We start from the raw sequence: 13,961 nt of genomic DNA on the forward strand, positions 1-13,961 counted from the left end.
TCCTCTCCTACTTAATCAATGAAATTCTGTTGAACGGCCAGTATCTTATGGATGCTTTTGCCAATATTTTATCCTTTGCGACATAGGGATGATTCCAGTACCGTGAATCTCTGGAATGATTTCGGTTGTCACCAAGCATAAAGAAAGAATCGGCCGGAATCTCAAAATGTCCGTCTTTGATACCCAGAGGTGTTTCCTTGCAGAAACTATCATCTAAGGGAGTATCTGCACCATCGATAAATACCTTTCCCTCGACGACGTCAACGGTTTCTCCCGGCAGACCAATGACTCTTTTGATAAAGTACTGTTTCTCATCATCCGGGTACTTGAAGATCACAACGTCAAATCTTTTTGGATTCGTTTTTTTATATGCCAATCTGTTTCCAAAGATGCGGTCTCCAACCATGATATTATCTTCCATAGATTCTGATGGTATTTCGGCATTAATCATTACATATTTCTGCAAAAGCGTCATGACTACTACCACGATCAGAATTAGTTTTACATATTCCCAGATTTCCCTTGCCATAGAATCCTTTTTCGTTTTCTTTTTTTTCTTTTTGTTGTTCATATGCGGGTCCTTTCTTCCGAATTTAATGTCAAAGTGTCTGTCAGACCGTTATCTTTAAGAATTTGGAAAAACAAATCCGGCAGTGGTGCCTCGATGCAGACCCCAGACAAATCAGCAGGTATTTCTCCCTGCTTAGGAAAATAAATCTGATGGGCATGCAGCAATTGATGCTTCAGCCCGTAGGTACCTTTGTAGTATTCATCTAATTTTCTATTCCCGTATTTAATATCTCCGATCACAGGATGGCCGAGATAGGCGAGATGAGCTCTAATCTGATGCGTTTTCCCGGTAATCAACCGTACCCTCAAGAATGTCAGATCATTATGAGAAATCACGGGATCATAAGCTGTCTCGATTTTTTGTGAGCCGTCAAAGTAAAAAGGTTTAACTTGGACTTTATTTGCAGAAGGATCTTTTTTTATATAAGCACTTACCTGACATTTTGTCTTTATAACACCCTGAACGATTGTCAGATAATACTTTTCAAGACTGTGTGTTTTTATCAAATCAGACATCAGTCTGGCAGCTGGAAGTGTCTTGGCAGCCAGAAGCACACCACTAGTGTTTCTGTCCAGGCGGTTACAGATTCCGGGCCGATAGCTATAAAAATCATCTGTTGTCATTTGTCCGGAAGAAATCAGATATCCCAGGACATATTCATTTGCTGATACGTCCTTTGACTCTGCCTTCTGCGAGAGCATGCCAGCCGGCTTGTTAACCGCAAGAATCTGATTATTTTCAAAGATGACTTTCATATGATCTGCAACAGGAAACTGATCTTCAAACCTGCCGTTTTGAAACTTGTATACCGTTTCGTCTGATAGAAACAGACGAATGATATCTCCCTCTTTCAGGACTTCATTACCTTTGGCTTTTTTTCCGTTTAAGGTTATATTTTTTTTCCTGAGCATTCGGTAAATAAATCCAATTCCTGTATTTTGGAGATATCGGACCAGATATTTATCAAATCGTTGTTTTGCTTCTTCTTTTTTTACTGTGAGTTCTCTCATGACGTTTTCCTATTTTATTGCTGTGCGCATGTATATCACGAGGCCGGATCAGACATTTTGAATCGAAACCGATTAAGTCTTCTCTTCCCGTGCGTATCAACGCCTCTTTTACCAGTTCATAATTTTTCGGATTCTTATATTGAATTAGCGCTCTTTGCATGGCTTTTTCATGTGGATGAATCGGCACATACACCTCTCTCATCGTCAGAGGGTTGAGTCCTGTATAGTACATACAAGTGGAAAGCGTGGAGGGTGTAGGATAAAAATCCTGCGCCTGCTCCGGATTAAAGCCCATGTCCCGGATATATTCAGCCAGTTCCACAGCTTCACGAAGATTGCATCCGGGATGAGATGACATGAAATAAGGCAGTACATACTGCTTCTTGCCTGTCTTTTGATTTAGGACATCAAACTTTTTTGTAAAGGATTCGTAAACTTTATGATCAGGTTTTCCCATCAGTTTCAGTACTGGGGCAGCAATATGTTCCGGTGCAACCCTCAATTGTCCGCTGACGTGATAGTTCAGCAGTTCATTCATAAAATCATCCGACGAATCAGCCATCACATAATCAAAGCGAATACCGGAACGAATAAAAACCTTTTTGACTTTTGGGATGCTGCGAAGCTCACGGAGTAGTTTCACGTAATCTGTATGATCAACCTGTAAATTCTTACAGGGTCTGGGGAAGAGACATTGTCTGTCTGGGCAGACACCTCTGTTTTTTTGCTTTTGGCATGAGGGAGTTCGAAAGTTGGCAGTAGGACCTCCAACATCATGAATATAACCCTTGAAATCAGGATCTTTCGTCATCAAAGTTGCTTCACGAATCAAAGAATCATGGCTTCGTGTCTGAACAGCACGTCCCTGATGAAAATTCAGTGCACAAAAACTACAGCCCCCAAAACAGCCTCTGTTGCTGGTGAGGGAAAACTTGATTTCAGCCAGAGCCGGGATTCCACCTGCAGCATCGTATTTTGGATGCCAGGTACGCATATATGGGAGGTCATAGATGTCATCCATCTCCTGCGTCGTGAGAGGGTAGGCAGGCGGATTCTGTACGATATATCCCTGACTGCCATAACTTTCTACCAGTATCTTTGATATGTGTGCATCCGTATTTTGGTGTTGAACGCGAAAACTGTCCGCATAGTTTCTCTTATCTGCCTGTAATAATCCATAATCTGGAAGCAAAATGGGATCCTGAAGATAATCAATCCTGGAAGTTTTGAAGACAGTACCACGTATGAAAGACAAATCCTTGACGGAGATTCCGCTGGCAAGAGCATCAGCAATCTCTACAATTGAATGTTCTCCCATGCCATAAGAGATCAGATCTGCCCCGGAATCCAGTAAAACAGATCGTTTCAGAGAGTCAGACCAATAGTCATAATGCGCCAGTCTTCTGAGACTAGCTTCAATTCCTCCCAGTATGATGGGTGTATGCTTATACGTTTTTCGAATTAAATTACTATAGACAGTCACAGCTCTGTCAGGGCGTAGTCCCATAACACCGCCCGGTGAATATGCATCATGACTGCGATGCTTTCTGGAAACCGTGTAATGGTTGACCATTGAATCCATATTTCCGGACGAAACCAAAAATCCAAGCTGTGGTTCTCCTAGTATGGTTATGCTTTTGTCATTCTTCCAGTTTGGCTGTGCGATAATTCCCACATGGTAACCATTCGCCTCAAGCACCCTGCTGATAATGGCAGTGCCAAAAGAAGAATGATCTACATAGGCATCTCCTGTTACATATATGAAATCAAGCTGTTTTATACCTGCCTGTTCCATTTCTTTCTTTGTTGTGGGTAAAAAACTCATTGATTCATTCACTCTCACTTCTCATTGTAAGTTCTGATACCTCATCTTCTGTAAGGGGGCGCCATTCTCCCGGCAACAGTGTATCATCCAGGTTTAATGTTCCCATAGATATACGTTTAAGATACAGGACTTTGCATCCAATTGTTTCAAACATTCTCTTGACCTGATGGTAGCGGCCTTCACGGATAGTGACTCTTGTAAGGCTTTTATCACCCGAATTTAGTATTTCAAGTTTTGCAGGAAGCGTATCATCGCGTTCACCGATATCAAGGCCTTCAAAAAAAAGAGCAGTGGCATCCGGCCCCGGATGCCCTGAAACTATTGCAATATATACCTTATCCACATGTTTTTTTGGTGATAACAGATCATGCGCCAGTTTTCCATCATTTGTCAGCAGCAGGAGTCCCTCCGTATCCCTATCCAGGCGTCCCACAGGGAATAAATCTCCCCGTGAAGAACCCGAAACTAGATCTAATACTGTTTTATCATGATTATCCTTGGTCGCAGAGACGACGCCGGCTGGTTTATTTAACATCAGGTATTCGTATTTCCGATAAAATACCTGGTGATCCCCTGCCATGATTTGGTCTTTTTCAGTTACCTTATATTCCGGTGATTTAATCACGGTACCATTTACCGATATCTGACCTTTTCGAATCAGGGTCTTGACTTGACTTCTGGTTCCGATCTTCATATCAGAAAGGAACTTATCCAAACGCAAAGAACTCATACTCACACCTCTGTAGTAACTGCCTGTGCTCGGTAACCCTCAGCGATGATATCGAGTTGTGTATGGAATCTCTTCAGCTGTTCAATATCATTCATCGCATAAATGCGATAGAATTCATCTTGTATCTTTTCTACTTCCCTTTTATTGCAAAGTTTATAAAGGTTTTCAATATCATTCAAAATATCCGCAACAAGATTTGTCTGAATTTGCGACGAAATCTGAGCATCCATGATCTCATTTCTCACAGTTGACATTTCATTGTCGAGAGATATAATGGCATCGGCCGCATTGCTCAGACGCTGTCTGATATGCTGTGGAATATTTGATTTATATTTGTATTGTAACGAATGCTCGATGGTTGCCCAAAAATCCATGGCCATCGTGCGGATCTGAATTTCTACTTGTATTTTCTTTGTTCCATTCATAGTTTCGACCATATAATAAACAATCAGATGGTAGCTTCTGTAGCCGCTCTCTTTCATATGACTAATATAGTCTTTTTCACTTTTTACTTCGATATCGGAACGTTTCCGGATTAACTCTGTGACTTTATCGATGTCTTCTACAAACTGGCAGATTAATCGGATTCCAGCAATATCCTCCACCTCTTCTTCCAGATCTTTCGATGCAATATTTTTCCTCTGCATTTTCTCGAGAATGCTGGAAACGGTCTTGACACGGCCGGTTACAGCTTCTATCGGTGAATACTGGCCATGCTGCTGATGTTCCTTAATCAGATAACGGAACTTCACAATCAGTTCCTGCACGGCCAGTTCATAAGGTTCCAAAATTTCATGCCATAATTGTATATCCATCCGTATCTCACCCTAACCTTATTTTAACTCTTTTAACACATTCAGCAGATATTCATAAACTCTTGCGGCCGATGATATGGACATCTTCTCCTCGGTGGTATGAACATCTGTCAGATCCGGTCCGATTGAAGTACAGTCTAATCCATCAATACGTCCGTAGAAGAGACCACACTCAAGGCCTGCATGAATTGCAACTACCTGTGGTTTTTTCTGATACATATCCTCATAAACCTTTACCATAATGTCGCGAAGCAATGAATCTTCCCTGTATTCCCAGGCCGGATAACTTCCTCTTGTGCTGTAAGTTCCTCCCAGAAATTCAGTGAGATAACACAGTCTGTCCGATAACGCATCCTTCGCGCTCTCTACAGAGCTTCTTACACTGAGAGAACCGAGTAGATTATCATCTTCTTTGAACATGTGAAAGATGCCAAGATTGCAGGAAGTCTCAACGAGTCCTTCAATAGAGCCGCTCATCTTTTGTATGCCGTTTGGCACGTTCATCAGATAAAATGTCAGCTTTTCTCTACTGATTTGTGACAAAGCATGATAGTCGGCTTCTTTTCCCTTCGAAAGGGTAATACATATCCCGTCATCTGTGTTTTCATATTCTTTTTTTAATTGTAGTTCCAGTTGACTGGCAAAGGAGTTCAAAAGTTCACTTTCTTTTTCGTCTATCAAAAGCATGGCTGAGGATATGCGCGGAATCGCATTATCCTTGCTGCCGCCTTCGGCTTCTATCAGAGAATAATTCATCCTCTGACTCAGGCCAAAGAGAAATCTTCCAAGCAGAATATTCGAATTTGCGCGATTTTTATCAATCTCGGAACCGGAATGCCCGCCCAGGAGACCATCAATGACAACCTCATAACTGGTTCCATGAACCTTTTCTCGAATCACTGGTATTTCACAATCGGATCTCATGCCGCCTGCACAGGATGTCCAGATGCTTCCTTCTTCTTCTGAATCGAGATTAATCATTCTTTTTCCTTTCAGCAGAGAAGCATCCAGTGCATTCGCACCCAGTAAACCAATCTCCTCATCTGTAGTAAAGACACACTCAAGTGGCGGATGAGAGATCGAATCATCCTCCAATATTGCCAGCATATAGGCGACAGCAATTCCGTCATCTCCACCGAGTGTTGTATCCTTAGCAGATATAAAATCGCCATCCACCTCAAGCTTTAGTGGATCGTGTTTAAAATCGTGATCTGAACCTGCAGTTTTCTCGCAGACCATATCACAGTGTCCCTGCAGGATTACTCCGATGGAATGTTCATAACCGGCAGAGGCTTCTTTGCGGATAATTACATTATTACTTTCATCTTGAATATAGGAAAGGCCATGTGTTGCTGCAAAATCGACCAGATAATCACTTATTTGTTTTGTATTTTCTGAGCCATGAGGTATCTGTGTAATTTTTTCAAAGTAATGGAAAACTCTCTTTGGCTTTAATCCTTCTAATATTGACATAACTGCCTCCTTTTATATTTGCAGAATCATTTTAATCTATTTTGACACATCTGTAAAAAAATTGCAAGCAAGGTTTTCGCTTCATGCGAATAGTTATAAAACACAGGCATACAATAAGGATAAGAAATATATAGGAGTAATGAATGAGTAAAAAAGTACTCTGTCTATTATTTATACCTTTACTTCTTTTTTTATTCCTTTTCCCAAAGGAAAGTTTCAATGCCTCCTGTGAAGGCGTTTTTCTGTGGTGGAACACTGTTCTTCCATCCCTTTTACCTTTCATGATTCTGTCTGGACTTCTGATGCAGACAAATTTGATGGAATCATTATTGAAGAAGTTACAAAAGGTAAGCCGTTTTTGTCTTGGAACATCTTCTTATGGAGCATATGCTCTAATCCTGGGTTTTTTTTGTGGATTTCCCATGGGTGCGAAACTGACTGCCGATTTTTATGCCAGCGGAAGAATCGACAGGGAGGAAGCGGATTATCTCTTGATGGTTTCTAATCATGCCAGTCCTATGTTTATTATCAATTATATTGTTTTACAGACGTTTAAGGATGACAGCCTTCGCCTTCCGGTTCTTGGTATCCTTTATGGGTCTGCTTTCCTTTCTGTAATCATATGGCGTATATATAAGAAGAGGTTTCGCGCTGCATCTAAGGAACCCATAAAAAAAGAAATGTCAATGGCAGGCTTTTCCGGAGCCATCCTTGACACTTCTATTATGAACGGGTTTGATACGATCACTCGTCTTGGCGGTTATATTATCATATTTTCAATATATGGAGCTCTGCTTCAAAAAGTTCTCATGCCCTTCCCGGCACTCCAGGCGTTTATCGCAGGAGTGACAGAGATTACGACCGGTGCAGTATGTATACATAACAGCAATCTTTCCTGGAATATGAAATTTTTACTGATCATGTGCTGCACATCATTTGGCGGACTCTCAACAGTTGCTCAAACAAACTGTGTCATACAGGAATCGGGACTTGACGTACGAACTTATGTAAAAGGAAAGGTTATGAATACAGCCGTGACGTCCGTACTAGTATTACTCTTCATTATCCTCTGATTCAGAATCGCTGTCCGTTCCATAGCCGTCGGTATTCTCATCTCCTGCATCAATTTGTGAAGAAGACTGAGAAACCTGCGGAGCAAGTTCACTGCGATTTTTATTTACAACATCGTAGCAGCTTTGAAGAGAACTGATGAATGTATTGTATTTTTCACCTGTATCAGTCAAGGTTGTACTCAAAATAGTCGACAGATTAGCAAGCATATCATCTGTATATGAAATAGCACTCAGACGAATATTATTGGCATCCTGCGTAGCAGAGTCAATGATCTGCTGTGCCTGTGCATTCGCCTCGTTGATGGTCTCATTTGCCTGGTCATAAGCTTTCTGCATCACTTCGCTTTGACCTACCATCTCTTGAACCTTAGCCTGGGTTTCCGAAATCATATTGTCTGCCTTAGACTGGGCATCTGCAAGGATTGCATCCTTATTGCTGATGATTTTCTGATATCTCTTAATCTCATCCGGGGTTTTGAGACGCAGTTCTCTTAACAGCTCTTCCAACTCTTCCTTATTGACAACAATCTTAGTTGTGGATAAAGGCTGATAACGACAGCTTTCAACATATTCCTCAATTTCTTCTATAATCTGCTCAATTCTGCTGCTCATATTAATTCTCCTTATCTTACGCTTTTAAACATTCTTTTTTTTCATCTTCTCAATTAATTCTTCTGCAACGAAACCAGGTACAAATTTGGAGATATCACCGCCAAATGATGCTACCTCTTTAACGGTTGTTGAACTCAAGTAGGCATATTGAAGAGAAGTGATCAAAAATGTAGTATCTACTCCAGGATTTAACACTCGGTTTGTCTGAGTCATCTGGAGCTCATATTCAAAATCTGTGATTGCACGAAGTCCCCTGACAATTACCTTGGCACCACATGCCTCGGCAAAATCAACCGATAATCCACTAAAAGGTTTTACATACACATGAGGAATATTCTTCGTAGCTTTCTTTAGTATATTAACACGTTCTTCTGTAGAAAACAACGGAGTTTTTGCAGAATTATTTAAAACGCCAATAATAACTTCATCATATAACTGTGCGGCACGCTGGATCACATCCAGATGCCCAAAAGTTACAGGGTCAAAACTACCTGGATATACAGCTCTTATCATAATATTCTCCTATCGGCGAATTAAGAAAACATGCTTATTCGTCTTATACTTTTTTTCTTTTTGTATTTCAAACCCCAGTGTCCTCACATAGAAAAAGTCAGTATCCAGTGAGGCCTCAACAATGATCTGGGTTTTGGGAGTGATATTGTCGCTTTTCATCAGCGCAGTTAACACATCTTTCTCCAGATCCTGATGATAGGGCGGATCCATAAAAACAAAATCAAATTTCAGCTCATCTGAGAAATTCTCTATCGCCTGTTTCACGTCGATTCTTTGAAGAATCCCTCTGTCTGCGAGTTTTGTGAAGTTCAGATTATCTCTGATACAGTTTGCTGCCTTTTTGTTTTTTTCAACAAAATAACACGTACGTGCACCTCTGCTCAAAGCTTCTATGCCGATTCCGCCGCTGCCGGCAAACAAATCCAAAAATATGCATCCGTCAAGGTCTGATCCAATCATATTAAACAGGGTCTCTTTGACTCTGTCTGTTGTAGGTCTGGTATTCATACCATCCACTGATTTTAGAGGCAGACTTTTACGGCTTCCTGCTATTACTCTCATATTTTATATATCCTTCATTGAATGCTCTATCTGCAGCTTTAATTTTTGTGAAGCTGCTCTCTCCAGTCCAGATCACCTCTGGAAAGTCCAAGTATCAGCGATTCCGCTGTCGCGATGTTTGTAGCAATCGGGATCGTATATTGATCACAGCATCTGATAATCGACTGTACATCCGGCTCCTTTGGATTGATCATAGTCGGATTATAAAAGAAGATTACCATATCCATATCTCCGCGTTCAATCATATCCATAAATTGTTTGTCTCCGCCAATACTTCCGGCAAGAAATTTATGAACATGAAGGTTTGTAACTTCTTCAATTCTGCGTCCGGTTGTTCCGGTCGCATAAATTTCATGTTTCATAAGGATTCCCTTGTAAGCAATACAAAAATCCTCTATTAATGTTTTTTTACTATTGTGTGCAATAATTCCTATATTCATGTTTCAACGCCCCTTTAGGATAATTTTAATTACATAGATTATAACAAATAACTATATTTTAATCAATTAAATTCGATGATAAATGAATGACTCGATTGTAACTTACTTCCTTGTCTTCTAAAAAGTTCCAGTTTAATATTATTAATTTCTCATATACTATCAGCGTAACACATAAGTGTTATAAAAACAGTAAATCATAAATATAACAAAGGAGGCGTTTGAACAATGGCTAGACGTTCATCTAATACGACTGCAGTACCAGAAGCTATGGCAGCTTTAGACCGATTCAAATATGAGGTGGCAAATGAAATTGGTGTGCCGCTTTCTGAAGGCTATAATGGCAATCTGACATCCAAACAGAATGGTTCTGTTGGTGGATATATGGTTAAAAAAATGATTGAGCAGCAGGAACGCCAGATGAGTGGCGGATCTAATCAGGGTCAGTTCTAAACCCTTGTAACAGGTATAAAATCGAGAGGGCTGCCACAATCGGAAGGTTGTGGCAGCCCTCCTTTTTTGACCTACTTTATCATACTAGGTTTTTATCATATTATCAAGGCTTTCTTGTATGGGAAATAAATCAGATAGTGATCTCTTTCAACTTTCTGTCAGAATATCTGTCGATTGCAGTTATTAGTTCTCTATGCTCCGGAAGAGATAAATCCTCATCCGCGGCCAGAATATCTATGACTGCCTGATTTGCCTCTTTTAGGACTGAAGCATCCTGGAAAATATCAGCTAATTTAAAATCCATCAGTCCGCTTTGACGAATGCCGAACAAATCACCGGGTCCTCGAAGCTTTAAGTCTTCTTCAGCGATATAAAACCCGTCATTTGATTTATTCAGAATTTCAAGACGCCTCGCTGTTTCAGGATTCGTGTCACCATGCATAAAAATACAAAAAGACTGATACCTTCCTCTTCCAACACGTCCTCTAAGCTGATGGAGACCTGCAAGACCAAACCGTTCTGAATTTTCTACAAGCATTACAGTAGCATTCGGCACATTGACTCCGACCTCCACGACTGTAGTGGAAACCAGAATCTGTATCTCCCCTGAGGCGAATCGCTGCATAATCGCATCTTTTATCTTAGGTTTCATCTGCCCATGGAGCATTTCTACAACGATGTCGGCTCCAAACTCCTGCTGCATCTGTTTTGTATAGTCCGTGACGTTTGCTGCATCGAGGCCTTCGCTCTCTTCTACCATCGGACAGATAATGTAAACCTGGTGACCTCTCGAAACTTCCTGTCTCATAAGCTGATAGGCGGCCCTTCGATATCCAGTATCCACGACACAGTTTTTTACAGGCAGGCGTTTTGCCGGAAGCTCGTCCAATACAGAAATATCAAGATCCCCATACAGCATAATAGCAAGAGTTCTGGGAATTGGAGTTGCACTCATAACCATAACATGGGGCAGTTCACCCTTTACAGATAGAGCTTCTCTTTGACTGACACCGAATCTGTGCTGTTCATCTGTTATCACTAATGCGAGATTTGGATATTCTGCTTTCTCCTGAATTAACGCATGTGTTCCGATAATCATCTTCGTCTCATCGGCTGCAATCTGTGCATAGATCCGCCGTTTTTCCTTTGCAGTATTCGATCCTGTTAAAAGAACAGGAGAGTACTCCGATAAACCATTACTTTCAAGTAGTGAAACTAACGATTCATAATGCTGCCTGGCCAGAACCTCTGTCGGAACCATAAGAGCACTCTGGAAGCCGTTGGAAGCAGCCATAATCATAGCAAGAAAAGCCAGAATCGTCTTACCGCTTCCGACATCCCCTTGAATCAAGCGGGACATCCTGACATGTCCTTTTAAATCACATTCAATTTCATTCCAGACACGGAGCTGCGCATTCGTCAGTTGGTAAGGCAGATTTTCAATTACTTTTTCCGTCGTCCAGACCTCGTTTAGTTTCCAGTTGCTTTTGCGGCTATCCTTTGACTCTTTCATCCTTGCAATCATCATGAGGAAAAAGAAAAATTCATCAAATACCAGTCTTCTTCTCGCGGCTTCCATACTTTTTAGGCTATCCGGAAAATGAATCTGTTCAATTGAATAATTAATCTCTGAAAGCTGAAAACGAATCCTGATATCTTCCGGAAGATATTCTGTTTCCAGAAGCTTTTCATCGAGCAATGCACGTACAGTTTTTGATATCGTCTTGTTTGAAAGTCCTCCGGTCCGTGCATAAATCGGCATCAGACGACCTCTCACATCTTCATACACAGAATCTGTGAAAATCTCCGGCTGATCCATCTGGATCACGCCCCTTTTTTCCCGAATTGTTCCTCGAAATATATATCGACCACCCTTTTTTAAAGTATTCCTTAAAAAAGGCATGTTAAACCATGTAAGTGCAAGCCGGTTGCCGCCATCCGTCAGAATAACTGTGGTAATGGTTTTGGCTTGAAGCCTTTTGCTCTCAGGATTCTTTGTCAAAACGGCCGAGATGGATTGCTTTTGATTTATCTTCATATTCCTGATAAGAACAGGTTCGCCATATGAATCGTAATCACGTGGATAATAGTGTAAAAGCTGTCCAAGTGTCGAAACACCTAGTTTGTTGAATAATTTCTCGGTTTTCTCTCCGATTCCTTTTAAACTGCGTATTGAGTCTTCTGTCTTCATATTACTTCACTTTATTGATTATTCCACAGAGAGAATACAATAATAAACTGGCTGCCCTCCGGCGTTCACTTCCACATCACAGTCGGGATATTCCTTCTCGGCCCAGGCAGCAATTTTCTCAGCTTTATTCTTAGAAAAATCTTTTCCATAATAGATACTGATCAGTTCGGAGTCGCCTTCCATCATATTTATAATGCATTCTTTTGCAACAGTTGAGATATCACTTCCCACAGAAAGAATACCCTTGTCAGAGAGTCCCATGATATCTCCTTTGTGAATCTCTCTGCCATCAATATTTGTATCTCGGACCGCAAAAGTAATCTGCCCAGTTTTGACTGAATGGATAACAGACTCCATCTCTTTTGTGTTTTCTTCAACGCTCTTATCCACAACATAGTTGATAATAGCCGTAATACCCTGAGGAATCGTCGTCGTCGGGATAACGATAAGATTCTTATCGTTACACAGGTGGCTGGCCTGATTTGCCGCAAGTATGATATTCTTATTATTTGGATAGATAAATATATTTTTTGCGGGAACCTGTCTGACTGCATCCAACACATCTTCTGTACTTGGATTCATTGTCTGACCGCCCTCGATCAGATAATCAACACCTAACCCACGAAAAATATCTGCAAAACCATCTCCCGCTGAAACCGCAACAAAGCCAACTTCTTTTTTTGGATTGTTATTGATATTATTTTGTTTGGACGAGAGCTTTTCAGCATTTTTGAAGAGAATCTCCTGATGCTCTTCTCTCATATTGTCAATTTTGATTTTTGACAATGATCCAAATGTCAGTGCCTTCGTAAGTGCTCTTCCAGGTTCATTCGTATGTACATGAACCTTTATCATCTCATCGTCAGCAACGAAAACAATGGAATCACCGATGGCATTTAAGAATTCTTTCAATGCAGAAAGCTTTTCTTTTGATGCTGCATGCTCTAATATAATAATAAATTCCGTGCAATACCCGAATTTAATTTCTTTTTCTGTCTTTTTTGTGACTTTTATACTGGTCTTTTCTTTATCAGGAGTCTCAAAAGTCAGATTGATTTCCTTTCCCATGAATGCATCGCAGGCACCTTCTAAGATGGTGACAAGTCCCTGACCGCCGGAATCAACCACACCAGCCTCTTTTAACACAGGCAGCATATCCGGGGTTCGCTCAAGTGTATTCTGAGCACATGATACCACTTCTGTGAGAAACTCTGCCAAAGTGATAGTATCAGCAGATTCATCAGCAAGAGCCCTGGCTTTCATGGCTGCATCACGGGCAACTGTGAGAATTGTGCCTTCCTTTGGTTTCATGACCGCTTTATAGGCGGTATCCACTGCTCGCTCCATAGCGGAGGCGATTGTGACAACATCAATCTCATCATAATCGCGAATTACCCTGGTAAGGCCACGTAAAAGCTGTGATAGTATCACACCTGAATTTCCACGGGCGCCTCGAAGAGAACCGGATGAAATAGCCTTTGCAAGAGCACTCATCGATATATCTGTTAGACTGGTTACCTCCTTTACTGCAGAAAGGATCGTCATGGTCATGTTCGTACCGGTATCTCCGTCCGGAACGGGGAATACATTCAATTCATTGATCCATTCTTTTTTCACCTCAAGATTCTTTGCACCTGCCAAAAACATCTTTGCAAATAGTTCGGCATTAATCTTATCTGTAGACACTACAAGTTTTC

At 41.0% G+C, this 13,961-nt stretch carries 14 protein-coding genes; 2 read left to right on the forward strand and 12 right to left on the reverse strand.

Annotated features, from left to right (window positions below):
- Nucleotides 1–7: 7 nt before the first annotated feature.
- The 6 genes from lepB to INP51_RS07470 are packed head-to-tail and all read right to left on the reverse strand — an operon-like array spanning nt 8 to nt 6,424.
- A complete protein-coding gene (gene lepB / locus INP51_RS07445) occupies nt 8–571 on the reverse strand; it encodes a signal peptidase I (RefSeq protein ID WP_193737057.1) in 564 nt (187 codons plus the stop codon).
- Nucleotides 568–1,581, reverse strand: coding sequence for an RluA family pseudouridine synthase (locus tag INP51_RS07450; RefSeq protein ID WP_193737058.1), 1,014 nt, complete (start codon nt 1,579–1,581; stop codon nt 568–570). Before INP51_RS07450 ends, lepB begins: the two co-directional genes overlap by 4 nt.
- On the reverse strand, nt 1,535–3,406 hold the full coding sequence (locus tag INP51_RS07455; RefSeq protein ID WP_193737293.1) for a YgiQ family radical SAM protein: 1,872 nt from the start codon (nt 3,404–3,406) through the stop codon (nt 1,535–1,537). The genes INP51_RS07450 and INP51_RS07455 overlap by 47 nt, the downstream gene beginning before the upstream one ends.
- 4 nt (nt 3,407–3,410) lie before the next feature.
- A complete protein-coding gene (locus INP51_RS07460; protein ID WP_193737059.1) occupies nt 3,411–4,136 on the reverse strand; it encodes a pseudouridine synthase in 726 nt (241 codons plus the stop codon).
- 2 nt (nt 4,137–4,138) lie between these two features.
- A complete protein-coding gene (locus INP51_RS07465; RefSeq protein WP_193737060.1) occupies nt 4,139–4,951 on the reverse strand; it encodes a GTP pyrophosphokinase in 813 nt (270 codons plus the stop codon).
- Nucleotides 4,952–4,969: 18 nt separating this feature from the next.
- The gene (locus INP51_RS07470) at nt 4,970–6,424 is read right to left on the reverse strand and encodes an aminoacyl-histidine dipeptidase (RefSeq protein WP_193737061.1); all 1,455 of its coding nucleotides are present in this window, start codon (nt 6,422–6,424) and stop codon (nt 4,970–4,972) included.
- Between the two features lie 317 nt (nt 6,425–6,741).
- On the opposite strand from INP51_RS07470, the gene INP51_RS07475 reads away from it, so the two are divergent.
- Complete coding sequence (locus tag INP51_RS07475) at nt 6,742–7,497, forward strand: sporulation protein (protein WP_193737062.1); 756 nt, start codon at nt 6,742–6,744, stop codon at nt 7,495–7,497.
- On the opposite strand, the gene INP51_RS07480 is transcribed toward INP51_RS07475, so the two are convergent.
- From INP51_RS07480 to INP51_RS07495, 4 genes are read right to left on the reverse strand one after another with little or no spacing between them, the layout of a single operon-like run.
- A complete protein-coding gene (locus INP51_RS07480; protein WP_193737063.1) occupies nt 7,477–8,109 on the reverse strand; it encodes an ATP synthase subunit B family protein in 633 nt (210 codons plus the stop codon). The two genes, INP51_RS07475 and INP51_RS07480, sit on opposite strands and share 21 nt — an antisense overlap.
- A 24-nt stretch (nt 8,110–8,133) precedes the next feature.
- Entirely contained in the window at nt 8,134–8,622 is a 489-nt protein-coding gene (gene coaD, locus INP51_RS07485; RefSeq protein ID WP_193737064.1) for a pantetheine-phosphate adenylyltransferase, read from the reverse strand.
- 9 nt (nt 8,623–8,631) lie between these two features.
- On the reverse strand, nt 8,632–9,183 hold the full coding sequence (gene rsmD / locus INP51_RS07490) for a 16S rRNA (guanine(966)-N(2))-methyltransferase RsmD (RefSeq protein ID WP_193737065.1): 552 nt from the start codon (nt 9,181–9,183) through the stop codon (nt 8,632–8,634).
- Nucleotides 9,184–9,221: 38 nt separating this feature from the next.
- Nucleotides 9,222–9,623: a methylglyoxal synthase gene (locus INP51_RS07495; protein WP_193737066.1), complete on the reverse strand. Its 402-nt coding sequence runs from the start codon at nt 9,621–9,623 to the stop codon at nt 9,222–9,224.
- A gap of 225 nt (nt 9,624–9,848) precedes the next feature.
- Between INP51_RS07495 and INP51_RS07500 the strand changes: the two genes are divergently transcribed.
- The gene (locus INP51_RS07500) at nt 9,849–10,073 is read left to right on the forward strand and encodes an alpha/beta-type small acid-soluble spore protein (RefSeq protein ID WP_193737067.1); all 225 of its coding nucleotides are present in this window, start codon (nt 9,849–9,851) and stop codon (nt 10,071–10,073) included.
- A 130-nt stretch (nt 10,074–10,203) separates the two neighbouring features.
- Here INP51_RS07500 and recG read toward each other — a convergent pair whose 3' ends face one another.
- Together recG and INP51_RS07510 are read right to left on the reverse strand one after the other, a co-directional pair.
- Nucleotides 10,204–12,264: an ATP-dependent DNA helicase RecG gene (gene recG, locus INP51_RS07505; RefSeq protein ID WP_193737068.1), complete on the reverse strand. Its 2,061-nt coding sequence runs from the start codon at nt 12,262–12,264 to the stop codon at nt 10,204–10,206.
- An 18-nt stretch (nt 12,265–12,282) separates the two neighbouring features.
- A complete protein-coding gene (locus INP51_RS07510) occupies nt 12,283–13,950 on the reverse strand; it encodes a DAK2 domain-containing protein (protein ID WP_230406913.1) in 1,668 nt (555 codons plus the stop codon).
- Nucleotides 13,951–13,961: the final 11 nt, after the last annotated feature.

The organism is Blautia liquoris (assembly GCF_015159595.1).
Taxonomy (GTDB): domain Bacteria; phylum Bacillota; class Clostridia; order Lachnospirales; family Lachnospiraceae; genus Novisyntrophococcus; species Novisyntrophococcus liquoris.